Annotated in this window: 20 protein-coding genes; 8 read left to right on the top strand and 12 right to left on the bottom strand. The window is 69.4% G+C overall.

The window, feature by feature from the left end; all coding sequences use genetic code 11:
• Window positions 1-74: 74 nt before the first annotated feature.
• The gene (locus ACWEPG_RS03410; protein WP_450115023.1) at window positions 75-902 is read right to left on the bottom strand and encodes a mycofactocin-coupled SDR family oxidoreductase; all 828 of its coding nucleotides are present in this window, start codon (window positions 900-902) and stop codon (window positions 75-77) included.
• Window positions 903-1,052: 150 nt separating this feature from the next.
• Here ACWEPG_RS03410 and ACWEPG_RS03405 point away from each other — a divergent pair, with 150 nt between their 5' ends.
• Entirely contained in the window at window positions 1,053-1,658 is a 606-nt protein-coding gene (locus ACWEPG_RS03405; protein ID WP_450115024.1) for an acyl-CoA-like ligand-binding transcription factor, read from the top strand.
• 197 nt (window positions 1,659-1,855) lie between these two features.
• Here ACWEPG_RS03405 and ACWEPG_RS03400 read toward each other — a convergent pair whose 3' ends face one another.
• The 4 genes from ACWEPG_RS03400 to ACWEPG_RS03385 all read right to left on the bottom strand — a co-directional run bounded on the left by ACWEPG_RS03400 (window position 1,856) and on the right by ACWEPG_RS03385 (window position 5,361).
• The gene (locus ACWEPG_RS03400) at window positions 1,856-2,938 is read right to left on the bottom strand and encodes a lipid II:glycine glycyltransferase FemX (RefSeq protein WP_452593906.1); all 1,083 of its coding nucleotides are present in this window, start codon (window positions 2,936-2,938) and stop codon (window positions 1,856-1,858) included.
• A 232-nt stretch (window positions 2,939-3,170) separates the two neighbouring features.
• Entirely contained in the window at window positions 3,171-3,308 is a 138-nt protein-coding gene (locus ACWEPG_RS03395) for a hypothetical protein (protein WP_452593905.1), read from the bottom strand.
• The gene (locus ACWEPG_RS03390; protein WP_452593904.1) at window positions 3,305-3,514 is read right to left on the bottom strand and encodes a hypothetical protein; all 210 of its coding nucleotides are present in this window, start codon (window positions 3,512-3,514) and stop codon (window positions 3,305-3,307) included. The genes ACWEPG_RS03395 and ACWEPG_RS03390 overlap by 4 nt, the downstream gene beginning before the upstream one ends.
• A 437-nt stretch (window positions 3,515-3,951) precedes the next feature.
• Window positions 3,952-5,361 (bottom strand): WS/DGAT/MGAT family O-acyltransferase, encoded by a 1,410-nt coding sequence (locus ACWEPG_RS03385; protein ID WP_452593903.1) that lies wholly within the window; start codon window positions 5,359-5,361, stop codon window positions 3,952-3,954.
• Window positions 5,362-6,641: 1,280 nt separating this feature from the next.
• Between ACWEPG_RS03385 and ACWEPG_RS03380 the strand changes: the two genes are divergently transcribed.
• Entirely contained in the window at window positions 6,642-6,947 is a 306-nt protein-coding gene (locus ACWEPG_RS03380) for an antibiotic biosynthesis monooxygenase (RefSeq protein ID WP_452593902.1), read from the top strand.
• A gap of 381 nt (window positions 6,948-7,328) precedes the next feature.
• Here ACWEPG_RS03380 and ACWEPG_RS03375 read toward each other — a convergent pair whose 3' ends face one another.
• The 3 genes from ACWEPG_RS03375 to ACWEPG_RS03365 all read right to left on the bottom strand — a co-directional run bounded on the left by ACWEPG_RS03375 (window position 7,329) and on the right by ACWEPG_RS03365 (window position 9,979).
• Window positions 7,329-7,478, bottom strand: coding sequence for a hypothetical protein (locus ACWEPG_RS03375; protein ID WP_452593901.1), 150 nt, complete (start codon window positions 7,476-7,478; stop codon window positions 7,329-7,331).
• 49 nt (window positions 7,479-7,527) lie between these two features.
• The gene (locus tag ACWEPG_RS03370) at window positions 7,528-8,334 is read right to left on the bottom strand and encodes a hypothetical protein (RefSeq protein WP_452593900.1); all 807 of its coding nucleotides are present in this window, start codon (window positions 8,332-8,334) and stop codon (window positions 7,528-7,530) included.
• Between the two features lie 259 nt (window positions 8,335-8,593).
• The gene (locus tag ACWEPG_RS03365) at window positions 8,594-9,979 is read right to left on the bottom strand and encodes an MFS transporter (protein ID WP_450115034.1); all 1,386 of its coding nucleotides are present in this window, start codon (window positions 9,977-9,979) and stop codon (window positions 8,594-8,596) included.
• 257 nt (window positions 9,980-10,236) lie between these two features.
• On the opposite strand from ACWEPG_RS03365, the gene ACWEPG_RS03360 reads away from it, so the two are divergent.
• The 4 genes from ACWEPG_RS03360 to ACWEPG_RS03345 all read left to right on the top strand — a co-directional run bounded on the left by ACWEPG_RS03360 (window position 10,237) and on the right by ACWEPG_RS03345 (window position 14,753).
• On the top strand, window positions 10,237-10,938 hold the full coding sequence (locus ACWEPG_RS03360; protein WP_452593899.1) for an IclR family transcriptional regulator: 702 nt from the start codon (window positions 10,237-10,239) through the stop codon (window positions 10,936-10,938).
• 240 nt (window positions 10,939-11,178) lie between these two features.
• On the top strand, window positions 11,179-12,912 hold the full coding sequence (gene mhpA / locus ACWEPG_RS03355; protein WP_452593898.1) for a bifunctional 3-(3-hydroxy-phenyl)propionate/3-hydroxycinnamic acid hydroxylase MhpA: 1,734 nt from the start codon (window positions 11,179-11,181) through the stop codon (window positions 12,910-12,912).
• A 21-nt stretch (window positions 12,913-12,933) separates the two neighbouring features.
• Window positions 12,934-13,803, top strand: coding sequence for an alpha/beta fold hydrolase (locus tag ACWEPG_RS03350; protein WP_452593897.1), 870 nt, complete (start codon window positions 12,934-12,936; stop codon window positions 13,801-13,803).
• Window positions 13,804-13,811: 8 nt separating this feature from the next.
• Window positions 13,812-14,753, top strand: a complete 942-nt coding sequence (locus ACWEPG_RS03345; RefSeq protein WP_452593896.1) for a 3-carboxyethylcatechol 2,3-dioxygenase — start codon at window positions 13,812-13,814, stop codon at window positions 14,751-14,753.
• Here ACWEPG_RS03345 and ACWEPG_RS03340 read toward each other — a convergent pair.
• Entirely contained in the window at window positions 14,731-15,993 is a 1,263-nt protein-coding gene (locus ACWEPG_RS03340) for a lipase family protein (RefSeq protein WP_450115039.1), read from the bottom strand. The genes ACWEPG_RS03345 and ACWEPG_RS03340 overlap by 23 nt on opposite strands.
• Window positions 15,994-16,394: 401 nt before the next feature.
• Between ACWEPG_RS03340 and ACWEPG_RS03335 the strand changes: the two genes are divergently transcribed.
• Window positions 16,395-16,640, top strand: a complete 246-nt coding sequence (locus ACWEPG_RS03335) for a WhiB family transcriptional regulator (protein ID WP_450134692.1) — start codon at window positions 16,395-16,397, stop codon at window positions 16,638-16,640.
• A gap of 34 nt (window positions 16,641-16,674) precedes the next feature.
• Here the strand turns inward: ACWEPG_RS03335 and ACWEPG_RS03330 are convergent, their stop codons facing one another.
• Genes ACWEPG_RS03330 through ACWEPG_RS03320 form a run of 3 tightly spaced genes read right to left on the bottom strand, consistent with a single transcriptional unit; the run spans window position 16,675 to window position 19,270 of the window.
• Window positions 16,675-17,307 (bottom strand): hypothetical protein, encoded by a 633-nt coding sequence (locus ACWEPG_RS03330; RefSeq protein ID WP_450115070.1) that lies wholly within the window; start codon window positions 17,305-17,307, stop codon window positions 16,675-16,677.
• Window positions 17,294-18,574: a histidine--tRNA ligase gene (gene hisS / locus ACWEPG_RS03325; protein WP_450115041.1), complete on the bottom strand. Its 1,281-nt coding sequence runs from the start codon at window positions 18,572-18,574 to the stop codon at window positions 17,294-17,296. The genes ACWEPG_RS03330 and hisS overlap by 14 nt, the downstream gene beginning before the upstream one ends.
• A 21-nt stretch (window positions 18,575-18,595) precedes the next feature.
• Window positions 18,596-19,270 (bottom strand): MBL fold metallo-hydrolase, encoded by a 675-nt coding sequence (locus ACWEPG_RS03320; RefSeq protein WP_450115042.1) that lies wholly within the window; start codon window positions 19,268-19,270, stop codon window positions 18,596-18,598.
• Between the two features lie 163 nt (window positions 19,271-19,433).
• Here ACWEPG_RS03320 and ACWEPG_RS03315 point away from each other — a divergent pair, with 163 nt between their 5' ends.
• Window positions 19,434-20,315 carry a peptidylprolyl isomerase gene (locus ACWEPG_RS03315; protein ID WP_452593895.1) on the top strand — a complete coding sequence of 294 codons (882 nt, stop codon included), beginning with the start codon at window positions 19,434-19,436 and terminating at the stop codon, window positions 20,313-20,315.
• Window positions 20,316-20,324 lie beyond the last annotated feature (9 nt).

Raw genomic sequence — 20,324 nt, 5'->3', positions numbered from 1 at the left:
CCTCCAGTTCTCGTGGAACATGTGGTGGTGAAACAACTTCGGTGGAACCGATGTCGACAGTGCGACCGCGGTCGTCAGAGCTGCCCGCCTGCGTCCACGGTGTGCGTGGTGCCGGTGACGTACCGTCCGCTCTCCCCGACCAGGTAGAGCACGGCGTTGGAGATGTCGATCGCTTCGAGCGCGGGCACCGGCAGCGCGTTGAGGGTCAGCGCGGCCTCCTCGAAGTCGCCGCGGGTCGGCTTCGCGAGATCGGGCCGGAACAACTCGTAGGTGGCGTCGTTGAGGATCATGTCGGTGGCGACGGTGGTGGGGTGGATGGTGTTCACCCTGATCTTCTGCGGCGCGAGTTCCTGCGCCAGGACCCGCATGAAGCCGACCAGGCCGGCCTTCGCCGCCGAGTAGTGCGCGGTGTTCGCGTTGGCCTTCAACGCCGCCAGCGAGCTGGTGATCACCACAGACCCGCCGCGGCCGCCGGCGATGATGTGCGGCACCGCGGCCGCGCACGTCTTCCACACGCCGGTGAGGTTGATGTCGATCATCGTCGACCACGTCTGCTCGGGCATCTCGAGGGTGGGGGCGGGCACCGAGATACCGGCGTTGGCAAGCACGATGTCGAGTCGGCCCAGCTCGGCCACCCCGGCGTCGACGGCCTCCTTCAACGCCGCCAGATCGCGGACGTCGGCCTCACGGGTGACGATCCGACGCCCGAGCGCCTTGACCTGGCGTTCGGTCTCGGCGAGGTCGTCGGGTGTCGCAGTCGGATAGGGCACGGTCTCCACCTGCCGGCAGATGTCGACCGCGATGACGTCGGCACCCTCCTGCGCCAGGTGCACCGCGTGACTGCGCCCCTGACCGCGCGCGGCGCCGGTGACGAAGACGACCTGGCCATCGAGTTGTCCCATGACAGTTGACCTTTCGGCACATGCAGCGCCGACCTTCCGCAGCACTGCGTCGTGCCCCGAGGTTATGACAGTCAATGACAAAAGGGAATGGTTCCGACATCACCGAGTGGAACGACACCGACTCGTTACCCGACCTGGAAGCATGGGCACGTGACCAGCACAGGGGGCCGCGTGGACCGCGGAGGCAGACCGGCCGCGACGAGTGCACACGAACTCGCCGCCGTCGCACAGCGACTGTTCGTCGAGCGGGGATTCGAGCAGACCAGCGTCGAGGACATCGCGCGGGCGGCAGGGATCAGCAGCCGAACCTTCTTCCGGTACTTCCCGACCAAGGGGGACGTCCTGTGGGTCGAGTCGGAGGGCGAGATCGGCCTGCTCCGCGAGCTGCTCGCCGCCGGGTCGCCGACCGAGCGGTACGAGACCGTGATCGTGCGGGCGGTGGTCGACGCGCTCGCGACCTTTCCGGAGGATCAGATCGAGTGGGCCCGGCACCGAGCTCAGCTCGTGCTGACGGAACCCGCGGTGCAGGCACAGGCGTCACAGCATCATGCCCGCTGGCGCGCCGCGGCCGTCGAATACGCCGGCGCTCGGACCGGACAACCCGCCGACGCACTGTTTCCCATGGCGGTCGGGCACGCGGCCCTCGCCGCGACGCTCACCGCCCACGAGTACTGGATCGCCCACCCGGACACCGACCTGGCCGACAACCTCGAACGCGCCCTTCGCCTGCTCCTCCCGGCCGAGCCGTCCACCTGAGCGTCCAGGGTCGGAACGACTCCGGACACCGCACCGAGCGCGCGGGCGGCCGTCGCCGAGCGCGGGAAGCACCGTCCCCTGACCCTACTGATCCCCGCCGGAGCGCGGCAGCAGCACCCGGAACACCGCTCCCCCGCTGTCGGGTGACTCGACCGTCACGGTGCCGCTGTGCGCGGCGACGAGGGCCGTACCTCCCATCAGTAGAAGAGGGTGCGGCGCAGCACCATCGACAAGCGCTCGCACTCACGTTCGTACCCCGCCGCCCAGATCCGGCTCCGCCACCCGCTCAGGGGAAGGTCCCAGGCGCCGACGTGGTCGGTGACGTCCCTTTTGAAGCTGCGTTTGAACTTGCCATTGCCGTAGAAGTAGCGCTCCGGGTTGTCGACCTCCGCCGACGGCGGCGTCCCGCACAGGTCGTACTCGAGTGCGCCGCTCTGTTTGGCCCAGCGGATGACCGCCCACTGCAGTGCGTGACCGATGCCCTGTGAGCCCAGCCCCTTGGCGGCGGAGTCTCCCGGCGACGTGCGGACCGACCCCTTGTGCAGGCCGATCGCCCTGGTGCCCAACCTCATCTCGAAGGACGCCGTGGCGACGCGCCCGTCGATCCGGGCGAAGAACATCTGCCCGTTCCCGCTCGCGGCATACCGCTGGTAGGTGAACCGGCAGTACTCGCGACTGCGCACCCCGAGCCGGCCGCCCCCGGTCTCGGCGAGCAGGTCGTAAAGGATGTCGCAGTTCTCGTCGGTGGCCGGCACCCGCTCGACCACCACGCCGTCGCGGGTCGCGCGTTTGATCGCGCGGCGCGCGCCGTTGCTGAAGCCGGCGAGAATCTGGTCCTCGGTGCCGTGCAGGTCCACGATCACGGTGTGCCGGCTGGGCGTGTATCTCCCGGCGAACCGGTAGCCCGCGGCACGCAGCTGCCGGGTCGTCTCCTCGTCGGCCTCGACCCGGGGGTCGATTCGCAGCACGAAGGCGCCCTGCGCTGCCGCATAGGCCGCCAGCGCCCGCGCCTTGGGCAGCACCTCGCCGACGGTGACCCCGGACGGCCCGCACGGCACGATCCACAACCGACCGAGCAGCGGAACCTTCTTGACGTGCACGGTCACCGCGTCGTCGCCGACGAACAGGTACCGGATCGTGTAGCCGATGGATTGCTTGGCCCTCGCATTGCCGAGGCCGCGCCAGACGTTCCCGCCGTCCGCGGCGCGTGTGACAAACTCGTCCCACGCCGCCACCTCGACGGCGTCCGCCTCGCGCACCACACCAACCCAAACCGGCACTGCCGCTCCCTTCGTGCGGCCCGCCGACCCCGATGAGGGCCGGACCCGGCGGGCCTTCGCCGTTCCGCGAGAGGGCGACAACGACACAAAGCAATGCTGAACCGCTACCGGGCACTCGAGAGCGCTGGACCAGCGGGTTTGCCGAGCGGGCGTCCATCCGGAGTCGGGGATCGCGGTGGTGACCACCGAGTGGTCGACTACGCGATCTCGGTCAGCCCTGGCGGTGGGGGGCCTACTGGTTCTGGCCCCACGGGTCAGGCGGGGCCGCCTGCGGCGAGGTGGCGCGCACGCGGGCGACGTCGGACTCGAGGGGCATCTCGTCGGTGACCTTGGTGATCGGCACCCCGACGGCGTGGGCGGGTATGGTCACCCACCCGTCGTCCTCGCCGCCGATTCCGCCGGCGGCGAGGACGCGTGGTCTTCCTGTTCGTGTGAGCGCATGATGTGTTCGCCGAGGCGGAGCGGCCTGCGGCGGGGGCCGCGGCGGTCGCGGCGGCGGAGGGTCGCCTGGGCCGCCGCCGTACCTCCGATCCCGGCGGTCAGGACCAGCAGCAACTGCGCGACGTTGGTGTTCACGCCAACTTCCTCTCGGGCGATTCGTGCGGGGCGGGTGCCGGATCGTCCGCGTACATGGCTTCGATGCGGGCCTTGATCTCCTCGGTGCTCATCGAGCCGCCGCGCGCGGTGGTGTGGCGGGCGAGTGCCGGTGCCGTCGATACGGTTATGGATGGGGGATCCTGTCGTTTGTGTCCGGTGACTCCGGTTGCGCCGGAGCCGCTTTCGCTTGTCTCTGTCGGGTCATGTGTGGGCTTCGGGGGTGAGGCAGGCGACGGTGAGCACCGCCGCCGCAACGCCGAGGGAAACGGATCCGCTCGACACGACGGCCGTGCCGCCGGTGGCCGCGGTCGCGGCCACCGCCCCCGTGAGGGAGGCTGCCGACGCGGCCCGGGATCGCGCGCGGCCGGTGCCGGTGCCGGCCCCGTCGGGTCTGTGGCTGTGCGTCGCGGCGTCCACTACAGGCCGACGGCGCGTTCGAGGGCGCCGAGTTCGTCGTCGAGGTGATCGAGCATCGGCGCCAGGTGGGGCAGGCTGCGGCGGCAACCGGTGAGCCCGAACGCGATCTCGTCGTCGGTGCTGGTGCAGGTGATGTTCAATGCCTGCCCGTTGACCGGGATCGACAGCGGGTACAGTGCGGTCATCCGCGCGCCGTTCCAGTACAGCGGCGCGCCCGGTCCCGGCACGTTGGAGATCATCACGTTCGCGGGCCGCAGGGGCCCGCCGAGCCCGAACATGCTGAGCGCCAACGGGATGGTGCCGAGCGCACTCGCGGCCAGCACCTGGGTGCGGCTCATCGCGGCCATCGCATCCTTGCCCTCGGTCATGGCCGCGCGTACCGCCTCGAGCCGCCGTGCCGGATCGTCGAGATGGGTGCCGAGGTTGCACGAGAGCATCCCGATCCGGTTGCCCGCCAACACTTCCCGATTCTCGCCACGGAGCGACACCGGCACCATGGCGATCAGCGGGTGCTCGGGCAGCGCACCGAGCGCGCCCATGAACGTGCGCAACGCACCCGAACACATCGCCAGGACCACATCGTTGACAGTCGCGTCGGCATGCTTGGCGACCAGCCGCAGCCGTTCGAGCGGCCAGGACCGGGCCGCGAACCGCCGCGCCCCGCCGATCGGGACGTTGAGCATCGACCGCGGCGCGGCCAACGTCAGCGCACCGCCGCGGCCGTGCAGCGCCCGGTCCACGGTGCCCGCGAGTGAAGGAAGCAGGCCGGCCACCTCCCGGGCGGCGCCGCTCACCGCGCCGACGGCGGCCCCCGACAGGTCGAGCGGATTCCAGCCGCCCGAGTCCTGACCGGTGCCCGGCGCCGGGGCGAGCGTCAGGTGCCGGCGCCGCTCCAGCAGCTCCCACGGCGCGGGCATCTCCCGCGCATCCGGGTCCTCGCTGAGCGCGCTGCGCAGCAGCCTCATCGCCGACACCCCGTCGGCGAGGGCGTGGTGGATCTTCATGTACACCGCGACGCGGCCGTCCGCGAGGCCCTCGATCAGGTGCACCTCCCACAGCGGCCGGCTGCGGTCGAGCAGACCGGCGTGCAGCCGGGCGACCAGGTCCATCAGCTCGGTCACACCGCCGGGCGCAGGCAGCGCGCTGTGGCGGACATGATGACCGAGGTCGACCTCGGTGTCGGTCACCCAGCCCCACTGCCCCAACGAGGTCACCGACCGCGCGGCCCGCTTGCGCAGCAACGCCGACACCTCGCCCCGCGCGAGCGCCGCATCGAGCATCGCACGCACATCCCGCGCGTCGGCACCCTCCGGCGGCTCGAACACCGCCAAGCCCCCCACGTGCATCGGATGGTCACGGGACTCGCCGAGCAGGAACATCGAATCGGTCGGCGACATCGGTAACAGCAAAACTTCGGCCCTTCCAGTAAGTCCGCGCAGGACCGCGAGCGGTCCGGCTCCCCGACGGAGCTCTGTGTGCAGGCGTCTTCAAATGTGTCCGGCGGTCACACCAACATGTGAGGCAAATCACGATCGGGTGCCGCTCGGGTCTTTTCTACATCACAAATATGACCGACACCACCCGGACAATCGTTCAATTACTTAAGGCGGCAAGAGATTTCGGCACCCGATGTCATATCACCGGACCGCGTGCCCGAACCCGGGTCGACCGACGTCTCCCCTGGTGACCGAGCGTTTCCCCGCCCCCACCCCGCGTCTGCACCGGCGACCACCGTTCGGTCTCCGGTGTGGGCGAGCGGTACCGACACGGTCTCCACCGGAACCTGGTGCGGCGGTTCGGCGTGCGGACTGTTGAGCGTCGCCCGGAATGACGACCACGGGGCGCCCACTGTCACCGCCGATGCAGACGGGCGCCGGGACGACGGTCGGCAGGTTCGCCGAACAGCCGGGACCTGGTGGGGCAATCGGAGCGAAGCGCAGATTCGAGCTCCGATGGCCCCTCTCCGCGTCGAACCACTCGACGCGTCCCGTCGGCATCGCAGATCTCCTCCCACATCGAACCGGGGCCGGCATTCCGGATCCGGGGACCACCCGTCCGCCCACGTTCGATCCTCCGGTGTGCCAGCGGATCCCGGACCCGCTTGGTCATCCGACCAATGACATCCCGCCCGGCACCCGGATGATCGGGCCACCGCCGTCGGGGCCGGGGCGAGGGAAACCGATTAGCGAGACAGTGACTGCCCGGGTGCGCCGGATCACGAGCGGAGGCAACTGCTCCGGGCCTGGGAGCCGCGGACCGACCGCCCAGGGGGTCGGAGCCCGACGAGATGGAATGCCATGAGGGTGACTCGAGAGAACGTGTTGCCCGGCAAGGTATCTGCGGCCGGGCGGCACGGGACGGCATCAGTCGCCCGGATCCCGCAGCCGCACGAGATCGACCGGTGGGGCGGTCGACGAACTCGAACTCGGCCAGACCGACGACCCCCGAGAACTCGTGCGCGGGGATCGACGCACTGATTCCCCCTGGCCGCCGAGACCGGCGTGGCCACCATCCGCGTCGACCCGCTGATCCTCGAGGACGACGCCGCCCGACATCGCCTCGCGCTGGGCACGAGCGGATCCGGCCCCTCCGTGAGCGGGCCGCGGACATCTTCGGCGGCACCACCGAGGTCGAGGAGTGGGACATCGCCGTCCTGCACCGGGACCACCGCTCCCACGAAGGCGCGTGCGTGCGAGCCATCCGGGTGAAGGTCGAGCCGGATCAGGCCGACCGGGCCATCGACATCTACAAGGTCGCCGCGCTTCCGATGATGGAGGATCTCGAGGGGTTCTGCAGCGCCAGCCTGCTGGTCGACCGCGCGACCGGCCGTGCGGTGTCCTCGGAGACGTTCGACAGCCACGAGGCCATGGACCGGAACCGGGAGAAGGCGGCCGCGAACCGGGTCGTCGGCATCCAGGAGGCCGGCGCAGAGGTGCTCGAGGTGTACGAGTTCGAGCTCGCGCTCGCGCATCTGCGCGTACCCGAGCTGGCATGACCGGGAGGTGCTCGAGGTGTGCGAGCCCACCCCGCGAGGTCGACGCCCGCGGTGACGATCGCCGGGCTCCCGAACATATCCCAGCCGGACCCGGACCCGGACACGGACACGGACACGGACACGGACACGGACCCGAGGGTCGTACGAACCGTAGCGCCGGGGCCCTCCCGCCGTCCTCGGTGAGGGTGGGGCGTGCGATCCGCTCACAGGCGGGATTCGCTCGCTTCCGTCGACGCGTACGCGCTGTGCTGAGAATCAGGGAGAGAAGCCATGCCTGCAGCAGTCGCTCACTCTCCTCCGGCGTCAACGAAGCGCCTGCACGCGTTCGGTCATCTCCCCAGACTGGCACGCTTCAAACCTGGTGAACCTTCCGGTTACCGTCTAGATGAGGCGCCAGACGTACGCATAGGGCTGCGGGAACCTGGTGATCCGGAACGCCCGGATGATGATGTCGGCCTTTCCGGGCGGCACGGTCGTCCAGACGACCTGCTCGACGTTGTTCAGGCGGTCAAATCTCGTGGACGCGCCCATGTTTCCGTGACGCTCGGCGCCGTTCGCCGCTCGTACGATCAGGTCGAGATCATTCCGGAGCGCGGCCCCTGGGGGGGTCACTCCACACCGGGTTCGGCCGCCCCAGCGGGTAGAGCCTGGCCACCCGCCCGGTGAAAGCCGGGTGGACGTTGGCGGTGGAGCCGCGGTCGAAACCGGTGTCCGCCACGGCGATGACCTCGCCGGCGCCCTGATAGGTCGTGCTGTTCACGACGGTGTTCGCGTGGATGATCTGGCGTGACCGATCGTTGAACAGCTGTCGCTGAGGGATCTCCTCGATGTGGTGCACCTGGTCCAGTGCGGCGATCCTGTCGAGTTGACCTTCCTCGACCGTGAGCCTCACCTTGCGCCGTCCCGCGTGCAGTGCCGTCGGGTCGAGCCTGGTGGCCGCCGAGAGCTGTTCCAGGACAGCGGTGGACGTGCTGTCCGCGTCGTCGTGCAGCACGACGTCGACCGTGCGGGGCTTTCGCGAGGGTCCATGTGCCATGCCGGTCGGCACGATCGAGGCGGACGGGTCGGCCGGAGCCGTCCGCAACGAGGGATTGATCTTGAATCCGCGCAGGTATACCCCCGCCCAGGTGACAAACGGCAACGCGCGAATCGGTGCCAGATCCGTTGGCTGGAAGCCGCACAGGTAGGTGTCGTCCGGTACGTACTCGTGGATGACGACTCCCAGGTCCGCCAACTGGTCCTTCTCGTCGTCCGACAACGGCGCGCGCGTCTGGACCAGGACGTAGTTGGACCGAGTGGCGTCCGCGACTTCCGGCGCCGCCGCCATCAACGCGACCGACTGCATCACCGGGTCCAGGGATACGCCGTTGATCGTTATCCGTGTCATCGCACACTCACCCTTCCTCGGCCGGATCAGTCGTGTTGTGAAATCCGAAACAGCGGTGTGGGAGCGCCACGCCGGTGATGTGTGACGGACACAATCGCGTGCACTCGTCACCAAAGACATCGTGCTCGCCGAAGGGCGAGATGGGCACGAGTGGTGGACTACTCGTCTTTTTGGGTCAAGACTGCCTTCGACAAACCCGCGTGATTGTCGTGGCGGGCACCGAGGCCAGGTGCTCGGTCGGGATCGGTGTGTTCCAGGTCTACGCGTACGAGGCCGTCCGGGTCGGGCCCCGATCTCCGGGATCCTGATCGTCGCTCATCGCGTCCGGGGTTTCCGGGTTCTCGCTGCGTCCGCGGTAGGTGCGGTCGAGGGCGAACATGAACACGCCGGCGACGACGAGGACGCCACCGAAGAGGTAGTAGAGCTTCTCCGGCGTCCATCCACCGCGGAGCAGGTAGCCGGTGAGGATCGGGGCGACGATGGAGACGAGCCGGCCGACTCCGATCATCAGCCCGACACCGGTGCCGCGGACGGCTGCCGGGTACACCGACGGGCTGATCGCGTAGTAGCCGGCGACACCGCCGTTGGCGGCCATTCCGACGAGGACACACAGCGCCATACCGAGCGCCACGATCTCGAATCCGGTTGCGTAGGCGGCGAACACGACCGCCCCACCGAACATCAGCATCGTGTTGACGATCCGGGGCCGCACCACCATGGTCAGCGCGGCGAACACGAGCGCACCGATCACACCACCGATGTTGATCAGCACACCGGCCACGGTGCCGGTGCCCGCGTCACCGGTGACATCGGTGAGCAGCTTCGGAGTCCAGGTGTTCGCGAAGTAGAACGCCGCCATCAGGCAGGAGTAGCCGAGCCACAGCATCGCGGTGCGCCGGCCCATGATGCCGGTGAAAAGTCCGCCGCGGACACTGCGCACCTGCTCGGCGGCCACCGGTTCCGGAAGGCGGGCGGACGTCTCGTACCCGAGCTTCGTGGCGATCGCGTTGTACTTCTCGAGTGCGTTCTTCGGTCGCTTCTCGATCAGGAACTCGGTGGACTCGGGCAGCGACCGGATCACCACGAGCAGCAGGATCGCGGTGACGACCGTGCCGAACACGAACGCGGACCGCCAACCCCACTGCGTGATCAGCACACCCGAGATCGCGCCGCCGAGCGCAACACCCGCGGGCAGGCCGGCACCGTAGATGCCGAGCGCGAGACCGCGCCGCTTGTCGCTGCTGTTCTCCGAGACGAGGATGTTCAGACCGGCGACGATGCCACCGATACCGAGTCCGGCGAATGCCCGGAAGGCGATCAGCTGTTCGGGGCCGGACGCGACCGCCGACAATCCCATGCCGAGGGTGACGAGGCCGAGGCACGCGATCGTCATCGTCCGCCGGCCGAGCCGGTCGCCGAGCGGCGAGAGGGCGAACGCCCCGACTGCCATACCGATCAGTCCGGCGCTGAGCAGGTACCCGACCTGGACGGAGTCGAGGCCCCAGTCCTTGCTCAGGTGCGGCGCGACGAACGCCATGATGAGGATCTCGAATCCGTCGACCATGCACAGCAGGAAGCAGATCACGATCGTCCGGATCTGAAAGGGGCGCATCGGTTGGGTACGAATCGCCTCGCGAATGTCCATCTTGTCGGGCCTTTCGGGCGGGGTCGATCCCCGGCATCGTGGGCGCGCGACGGCAATCGTCACGTCGGCACGGCTGGTGCGGAGATCGAGGGCGACGCAGTCGGACCACCGTCCGTGGCTGCGCTGAGAGGGGTGATCGCGAGGGACGGCGGGGCTCCGGAACACTCGCGGCGGAGCCCAGAGTGACAGCGCTCACGACCGATGTCAATTGTCGGCTCGTGTGAGCGACGGTCACCCGCTGCGACTTAAGGTGAGTTGTGGCCACTCCGGAGACGAACACCCTGTCGACCCGCGCCGCGGGCACCCAAACCCTCGCCCGCGGCCTGAGCGCACTGGAATTGGTCGCGTATTCCCCTGGGGGACTGACGATTCAGGACGTTGCGGATCGACTCGGCGTGCACCGCAGCATCGCGACCCGGCTGCTCTCGACCATCGCCGACCACCGGCTGATCAACCGCGGCCCCGACGGGCGGTACCGCGCCGCCGGTGGTCTCGCCGCGCTCGCCCGCGAGGTGTACTCGGGACTGCGGGAGCAGGCGACACCGTTGATGCAGGACCTGGCGAACCGACTCGGCGCGAGCGTCGCGCTGTTCGTCGCCGAGGCGGACGACGCCGTCGCGGTCACCGTCACCGAACCCGCGAACTCGACGGTTCGGGTGTCGTTCCGGCAGGGCGGCCGGCACCCCGTCGGCCGCGGAGCGGCGGGATACGCCCTGCTCGCAGCGCTGCCGCCACGTCCCGACGAGGACACCCGGGTGACCGAGGGCCGGCGCACCGGCTACGTGGTGAGTTTCGGCGAGGTCGAGGCGGGCTACTGGGGTCTCGGCGTCCCGTTGAGGCGCCCGGCGAACGAACCCGCGGCCTGCCTGACCTTGATCAGCGCCTCGAAGGACCTCATCGACAGTTCCGTGGACGCCACACTCGCGGCAGCGGCGGAACTCAGCCGATACGCCATGTGACCTGGAGTTTCATCCGGACTCACACCTCCCGACACGAGACCCGCCCCGGCACCGCGCCGAGGCGGGTCTCGTCGTTTCACCGACCCCAGCCTTGACACCCGCGATGCGACCGTGCTCACATAGTGACCACAGGCGTGCAACTAACGATCATAAGTGTGCACATAACGAACATCTAGCGACGTGCGTCGCGGGTCACGGGGCGACCTCGGCGCATTCCGCGCAGTACCAGAGCAGGGAGCGATGAACACCACCGAAGACAGTGACGTCGTCATCGTCGGCGCCGGACCCGTCGGGCTCATGCTCGCGAACATCCTGGGCATGTACGGCCGGTCGGTGACCGTGCTCGAAGCCCTCGACCAGCTGATCGACTACCCGCGCGGCGTCGGCCTCGACGACGAGTCGTTCCGCACGATCCAGACCGTCGGCCTCGTCGACGCAGTCCGCCCGCACACCAACCCGCAGCACATCATGCGGCTGGTCAACGGGGCGGGGAAGGTCATCTTGGTCAACAATCCGCAGACCGAAGAGTTCGGCTGGGAGCGTAAGCACGGCTTCATCCAGCCCGAGGTCGACCGCGCCCTGTACGAGGGCCTGAGCCGTTACGACAACGTGCGCGTCCTCTTCGGCCACCGGGTCGAGGAGGTCGAAGAGGACGCCACGTCGGTCACCGCCGTGGCCCGGACGGTCGGCGCCGACGGCGAGGTGCACGAACGACGTTTCCGCGCGGAGTACCTCGTCGGCTGCGAAGGCGGCAAGTCCCCCACCCGCAAACGCCTCGGCGTGACATTCGAGGGCGAATCACCCTCCACCCGTTGGCTTGTCGTCGACGTGAACAACGACCCGCTGGGCACACCCAACGTCTTCCTCGGAGCCGACCCGAAGCGCCCGTACGTCTCGATCGGGCTCCCGCACGGGGTGCGCCGCTGGGAGTTCATGCTCCACGACGACGAGTCCGAGGACCAGGTCACCGATCCGGGGTACGTCAATTCCCTTCTTGCGGAGCATGTTCCGGATCCGACGAGCCTGGACTTCATCCGCAGGCGGGTGTTCACCCACCACGGCCGGGTCGCATCCCACTTCCGCAAGGGCCGCCAGATCATCGCCGGTGACGCCGCGCACCTGATGCCGGTGTGGATGGGTCAGGGCTGGAACTCCGGCATGCGCGACGCGACCAACCTCGGCTGGAAGCTCGCCACGGTGCTCTCCGGTCAGGCCGGGGACGCCCTGCTCGACACCTTCACGGACGAGCGCAAGGACCACGCCAAGGCGATGGTCGACCTGTCCCTGACGTTCGGCAGGTTCATCAAGATCACCAACCCGTTCGCGGCGGCCGCACGTGACGCGGCGTCCACCGCGTTGAATCTCTTCCCGCAGGTCAAGAGCTACTTCGCGGACATGCGATTCAAGCCGATGCCGCGCTACACCCGCGGCGTCCTCGCCGACCCGACCACGCAGGCAGGCGGACGGGCCGCCGGCAAACTCACCAGCAAGCTGATTCCGGTGCGTACCGCGAACACCAAGGTCTCGCCCGTAGGCGTCCAGTTCCCGCAGCCGCGGGTCCACGCGAACGGGCAGGAGAACGTTCTGCTCGACGACGCGATCGGGAACTGGTGGTCGGTGATCGTCTGGGGCAACGACCCGACCGACATGCTCCCGCGGGCCTCGCTGGACAAGCTCGAGGCGCTCGGCGCCCGCCTGGTCGCCGTGGTCCCCGAGACCCAGCGAGTCTGGGCGCAGAACCGGATGGACCCGCGCGTGCTGGTGCTCGGCGACCACACCGGTCGGCTGAAGAAGTGGTTCGACGACCGTCCCACACCGATCGTGTTCCTCCGCCCCGACCGCTTCGTCGCCGGCGCCTGCCTGGCCCAGCACGCCCCCGCCACACTCGACGCCATCCTCGACGCCATGCACTTCCGCGGCCGTCCCTCGGAACTGGTTGCGGCGCAGGATGATCGCGAAACCGCCACCGTCTAGATCGACCCGCAGGAGAACACCATGACGAGCACCGTCTCGATTCCCGCCTACACCACCGACGCGTTCTTCGCCCTCGAGGACAAGTGGCTGCCGACCGCCGACGGCGAACTGACCCACTACCACGAGGTCGGCGAGGGCACCCCGATCCTGTTCCTGCACGGCTCCGGCACCGGCGTCACCGCCGCCGCGAACTGGTGGCTGAACCTGCCCCAGCTGAGTGAGCAGGGCCGCTGCATCGCGATCGACTCGATCGGCTACGGCCAGACCGTCGTCGCCGACGGCACCGAGTACGGCATCCGGGAATGGGTCCGGCATGCGGTGCGCGTCCTCGACGCCCTCGGCATCGACAAGACGTGGATCGTCGGGAACTCCCTCGGTGGCTGGCTGGCCTTCCAGTTCGCGATCGACTTCCCCGAACGACTGCTCGGCGTCGTGTCGATGGGCACCGGCGGAGCGAAGCTGACCGGGGCGCTGGCCGGCCACGCGAACCCGACGCTGACCGAAGAGGGCATCCGCAAGACCCTCGAACTGTTCGTCGTCGACAAGTCCCTCGTCACCGACGAGCTCGTGTCGTTGCGCTACCAATCGGCCCTCAACGACACCGCCTCGGACCGGCTCGCGCAGGTCGTCGCCGCCCGCGACCGCGACCGCCACGCACTGCCGCTGGACTTCGATGTCCTCGCGAAGCTGGACATTCCGGTGCTGCTCATCCACGGCGTCCAGGACGTCGTCATCCCCGTCTCCCGCACCTGGGACCTGCTGAACGTCATCCCCAACGCCGACGCGCACATCTTCAGCCAGTGCGGCCACTGGTCCCAGGTCGAACGCGCCGAGGAATTCAACGCCGTCATCGGCGACTACCTGGCACGCCACGGCGTCACCGGAAAGTAGGCACCGCGATGCCCCAGGCACTGCTGTGCATGTCCCACAGCCCGCTGCTCGACCACGCCAACCCTCCGGCCGACGTCAAGGCCGCAGTCGACGCCGCCTTCGACCACGCCCGCTCGTTCGTCCACACCTTCGACCCCGACCTCGTCGTCAACTTCGGACCGGACCACTTCAACGGGTTCTTCTACGACATGCTGCCGCCGTTCTGCCTGGGCCTCGCCGCCCACGGCGTCGGCGACTACGACTCCTACGCCGGTGACCTCGACGTGCCCACCGCGATCGCCGAGGACCTCGCGCAGTTCGTCGCGGACCGGGAGATCGATCTGACGATCTCGCGCCGCATGGAGGTCGACCACGGCGCCGTCCAGCCGATGGAGATCCTCTACGACGGCAACGCCGCCGCCAAACCGGTGCTGCCGATGTTCGTGAACTCGGTCGCCCGGCCGTTCGTGCCCGTCTCGCGTGTCCGCAAACTCGGCCAGGTGATCGGCGAGTACTTCGCCGCACTCGACAAGCGGGTCCTGTTCATCGGATCCGGCGGACTCTCCCACGACCCACCCGTCCCGCAGTGGGCGACCGCCACCGAGCCGCAGCGTGAATTCCTCACCGCGGGACGCAATCCCACGCCCGAGTTCCGCGCCAACCGGCAGGCCGGCACCATCGAGACCGCACGCAGGTTCGCGGCGGGCGAGGCCGACATCATGGACCTCAACCCCGACTGGGACCGGGAGTTCCTCGCAATCTGCCGCTCCGGGCGGGTCGAGGACTTCGACCGCTACACCGCCGACGGCATGGACGCCGTCGCCGGGCACTCCTCCCACGAGGTACGCACCTGGGTCGCCGCCTACTCGGCGCTGCGCGCGTGCGGCGAGTACGACGTCACCTACGAGTTCTACCGCCCCATCAAGGAATACATCGCCGGTTTCGCCGTCACCACCGCGACGCTGCACTGAACCCGATCAGGGCTGGGAGGGGGGGCACGTCGGCCGCGCAGGTGTTCGGTGCGGGCACCCCGGCGAACCGGTCCGCGATCCACGCCACCGCGCCGGGGTTCGCCCGCGCGTCCGCATGCCCCTCCCCCGGACGATCCTGCAACTCGATCAGGTCGCCCATGCCGCATGCCTTCGCCACCGCCGCCCGCGTCCAGTCGGCCGGAATCAGGTCGTCGGTGTCACCGACCACCACCAGGAGCGGGGCGGCGGTGGGGCGCTGTGGCAGCGCGATCTGTCGCAGCCACTCCCGCATCCGGTCGGTGTCGGCGGCGGTGGACGGCATGCTGTCGGCTCGGGTGATCCGCAGCGCGGCATCCCATTTCTCGCCGGTCCTCGTCCCGGCGCAGGCCGTGAAGATGTCCTCGTTCTCGGCCAGCGTGCCGTGGACGTAGCGCCCCGGATCGAGGTCCGGGTGCTGCACCTCGATGCCGGCGAGCAGCAACGGCAGGAAGATCTGTTGCGACAGGGTCAACTCGATGCCGCTCAGGTCGTCGGCGATGTACGACAGGTCCGCCGCCGGGGACAGGCTTGCCGCCCCCACGAATTCGAGCCCGTCACCGTAGTCCGCCGCATGCTCCGCCGCCGACCACGACGCCTGGCCGCCCTGCGAGATGCCGAACGCCGCCCACCTGTTCGATGCACCGGACACGATCGCCCGCGCCGCGCGGACCGCATCGATCAGGTTGTATGCGGCCGACTTCGGCTCCAGGTACGGGTGCGGGCCGTCGGTGCCCAGGCCTTGGTAGTCGGAGGCGACCACGACGAATCCGCGGGCGAGCAGCGCATCCACGATGGCCACGCCACCCAGCAGGTCCGGGTGTCCGGACGGGGCGCACGCGTCGTCGACACCGGTGGTGGGGTGTCCGACGGACACAATCGGCCAGCCGCCCTCCGGCGGAGCGCCCGGTGGGATGAACACGACCCCCGTCACCTCGGTACCCCCGCCGTCGAGACCCGAGGTGGACCGGTACGTGATCCGGCGCGCGGTCACTCCCTCGGTGGTGACCGTCGTGTCGATGAGCTGCTGATCGCCTACCGGTTCGCCGCGCTCGGCACCCTGCGGAGCCGGGGCGGAGGCGGTCGACGCCTCCACCTTCGGGGGAAGCGCCCCCTGCGGCGACTCACCCTCCGCGGAACAGCCGGTCGCCCACAGGGCCGCCAACGCGGCGGCCGTTGCTGCGATCCTTCGGTTTCCGTTCACCCCAGCATTGTGGCTGCGGGCGCCGCGATCTGTGACCACCGACTCGATGCGATGTCGGCAACAATTCCGCTCTCACCGCAGCGAGCCATGGCAGACTGGGTCGCCGAACACCGCCAGCCCCACGACCGGAAGGAGCGCCCGATGGACACCAGCTCGTACCCGCAGCACATGTCTCCACCGGCCGCCCGGAACGGGGCAGGCGAGAATCCCGACACCGGGATCCGCGTCGGCTGACGCTCCCCTCTCGGGGCGCGCAAGCCCCGGGACCGCGGTCGCCGTTCGGCGATTCGCCACCCACGGGCCCATCGCGTCCGAGAACCACCACCCCGCCAAAGCCAACGAGGCTTGCCGCCACCCGCCCCGCCGCTGTGCGCGTGGGCACAGCGAAGGACGTACGAACGATGACACTGACCCTGGCCGATCTGCTTCCGCTCACCGACAACCCCGCCGACTGGGAAACCGCCGCCTGCCGCGGCGATGCCCATCCCGACCGCTGGTTCCCGGACCCGTCCGAAACCTTCGAGTACGCCGCCGCCGTCTGCGCACGTTGCCCGATCATGGCCGAGTGCGCAGTGTTCGCCGGCGAGTCCGCGCAGAGTGGCGTGTGGGGCGGCCACGAGTACCGGCGCGGCAAGCTGATCCGCTGAACGGGTAGCGGCCCGACCGCCTCACAGGCGACGGTCAGTCGGTGAGTCGCACGACCTCGTCGTCGGTGAGGACGGTCTGCGGCACCCGGTTCGCCTCGCGGGCGAGCTGGACGGCGCGGTAGAGCGGGCGTTCCTCCAGGCCGGCACCGCGGGCCTCGGCCCGCAACTGGGCGATCAGTGCCGCGGACATCGCGACCGCGGGAGCCAGCTCACCGGAGACCAGTCCGTCGGCGAGGGCGCGCAGCGGCAGCACCTCGAGTTCCCGGCCGCCGTCGGTGGTGTACAGCGCCAGCGGCACGGTGATCTGGCGGTTGCCGTCCCCGACCTTCAACGCCACCTGCGACACCCGTCCGCTGCGCACCAGCAGTTCCGCGCTGACCGCCTGCGCCACATCCACGGACACCGTCCGCACCCCGGAATGTGCATGGATCACGGTGCCGCTCATCCACATTCGACGCCGCGTCACCAGCAATGCCGACAGCGCGGTCGGCAGCCCGATGAGAACGCCAACCACGAGCCCGGTGGTCGGTGTCGCGAACAACCCGACGATCACACCGACGACCACACCCAGCGCGACCGCGAGCAGCGCCAGGCGCCGCAGGCGGGGAACGATCAGGTGCGTGGGGACCAGGTCCAGTTCGACGGACCCGGCGTCACCGGTCGGCAAGGACCGCACCGACCTCCGCGACAACAGAGTCCAGCGGCACCTGCCGCTGATCGCCGGTCGCGAGGTCCTTGACCCCGATGACACCGTCGGTGATGTCCCGCTCGCCCAGCACGAGCGCGATCTGCGCACCGGACCGGTCCGCGGCCTTCATCGCGCCCTTGACGCCGCGGCCACCGTACGCGATGTCGACCCGGATCCCCGCGGCACGCAACTGCGCGGCGATGACCACCAGCTTGCCCTTGGCCTCGTCGCCGAGCGGCACCCCGAACACCTCGCAGCGAGCCGGCGTCGACGCGGCCTTGCCCTCCGCCTCCAGCGCCAGGATGGTCCGGTCCACGCCGAGCCCGAACCCGATGCCGGACAGCGGCTGACCGCCGAGCTGCGCCATCAGGCCGTCGTAGCGTCCGCCGCCGCCGATCCCGGACTGGGCGCCGAGACCGTCGTGCACGAACTCGAACGTCGTCTTCGTGTAGTAGTCCAGGCCGCGCACCATCCGCGGGTTGATCGTGTACGGCACCCCGAGCGCGTCCAGGTGGGCCAGCACCTCTTCGAAGTGCGCCTTCGCCTCCTGCGAGAGGTGATCGAGCATCAGCGGCGCGCCGGCGGTCATCTCCTTGATGTGCGGGCGCTTGTCATCGAGCACGCGCAGCGGGTTGATCTCCGCCCGGCGACGAGTGTCCTCGTCGAGGTCGAGACCGAACAGGAACTCCTGCAACAACTCCCGGTACTGCGGCCGGCAGGTGTCGTCACCGAGCGAGGTGATCTCCAGCCGGAAGCCGTCGAGGCCGAGCCCACGGAACCCGGCGTCCGCGATCGCGATCACCTCGGCGTCGAGAGCGGGGTCGTCGACGCCGATCGCCTCGACACCCACCTGCTGCAGCTGGCGGTACCGGCCGGCCTGCGGGCGCTCGTACCGGAAGAACGGACCCGCGTAGCTCAGCTTCACCGGCAGCTGCCCGCGGTCGAGACCGTGCTCGATCACCGCGCGCATCACACCGGCGGTGCCCTCCGGCCGCAGGGTCACCGAGCGGTCACCGCGGTCGGCGAAGGTGTACATCTCCTTGCTGACCACGTCGGTGGACTCGCCGACGCCCCGCGCGAACAGGCCCGTGTCCTCGAAGATCGGCAACTCGATGTGGCCGTATCCGGCCAGCCGGGCGGCGCGGGTCAGTTCGTCGCGCACGGCGACGAACTCCGCCGACACGGGCGGCACGTAGTCGGGTACGCCCTTGGGCGCGGAGAAGGCGGTGTTGCTGGACTTGCTCACGATCTCTACTTTTCCTTACCGCTACCCGGACAGTCCAACCAGGAACGGGTTCGACGCCCGCTCCTGCCCGATCGACGTCGCGCCGCCGTGCCCGGGGAGCACCGCCGTCCCGTCGTCGAGGACCAGCAGCTTGGCCGCGATCGACGCGAGCAGCTGCTCGTGGTTGCCGCCCGGCAGGTCGCTGCGCCCGATCGAGCCGGCGAACAGCGTGTCGCCGGTCAGGGCGATCGGCACCGGCCCCTGATCGGTGTCCGCGGTGGTCCGCAGCACCACCGAGCCCTGCGTGTGGCCGGGCGTGTGGTCGACGGTGATCGTGATTCCCGCGAGGTCCAGCACGTCGCCGTCGGCCAGCTCGATCACCTCGGACGGCTCCCGGAACTCGGTGTCGCCGATCATCGCGGACAGCGCCGCGCCGGTGCCGCGCAGCGGATCGGACAGCATGTAGCGGTCCTCGGGGTGGATGTAGGCGGGGATGCCGAACTTCTCGCAGACCGGCGCCGTCGACCACGTGTGGTCGAGGTGACCGTGGGTCAGCAACACGGCGGCCGGGGTCAGTGACTGCTTGCCGAGGAACTCGACGAGCGGCTCCGCCGCGTTCTGGCCAGGGTCCACGACGAGGCACTCGCTCGCGCCGTCCTGCGCGAGGATGTAGCAGTTCGTCTGGAAGGCGCCGGCCGGGAATCCGGTGACGAGCACGGCAATCGCTCCTACGGGGGTGAGGGGAAGGGGCCACCGCACAGCCTATGTCCCCGACTGTGAAGTTGTTTCACAGGTTCGGGTGGCACACTCGTTCACCGAGAATTCCGACGTCGAACCCCGGCGTCGCCGTGTCAGGGCACAGATCCGGAGGTAAGCAGCAGTGCCAAGCAATGAGCAGCGTCGCCAGACCGCGAAACGGAAGCTGGAGCGACAGCTCGAACGCCGTGCCGAAAGGGACCGCAAACGGAAGCGGATGACGATCGGTGCGTCGGTCCTCGGCGCTGTCCTCGTCGTCGCCGCCGGCGCGATCGTCTTCGGCCTGACCCGCTCCGACGACTCCTCCGACGCGTCGACCACGGCCTCGGAGTCGCAGGACTCGATGCCCGACTCGACGCCCGGGGCGATGCCGGCCGCGCGCGCGGAGGCACTGCCCGCCACCGTCGACTGCACCTACATGCCCGACGGCCAGACCCCGGCCAAGCCGGCGACCATGCCGAACGCGACTGCGGTCTCCACCGAGGGCACCGTCACCGTCGACATGGCCACCAACCAGGGTCCGATCGGCCTGAGCCTCGACCGCGCGAAGGCGCCCTGCACGGTCAACAGCATGGTCGCCCTCGCACAGCAGGGCTACTTCAACGACACCCCATGCCACCGTCTGAGCACCACCGGCCTGAAGATCCTGCAGTGCGGCGACCCGACCGGTCAGGGCACCGGCGGTCCCGGCGACGGCTTCGTCAACGAGTTCCCCACCGATCAGTACAGCCCCGACGACCCCAACATCGAGCAGCCGGTGACGTACCCGCGCGGCACGATCGCGATGGCGAACACCGGCCAGCCCGGTAGCAACGGCAGCCAGTTCTTCCTGGTGTACGACGACTCGCCGCTGCCGCCGATGTACACCGTGTTCGGCACGATCTCCGACGAGGGCCTGGCCACGATCGAGAAGATCGCCGCAGCCGGTGACGACGGCTCGATGTCCGCAGGTGGCGGCACGCCGAACACCCCGGTGCAGATCCAGACCGCTACCGTGGCGGCATGATGCGTACCC

It is taken from the genome of Rhodococcus sp. NPDC004095 (genome assembly GCF_053604015.1).
Note: the sequence above shows the minus strand (reverse complement) of the source record. Positions and strands in the feature narration are given on the sequence as shown.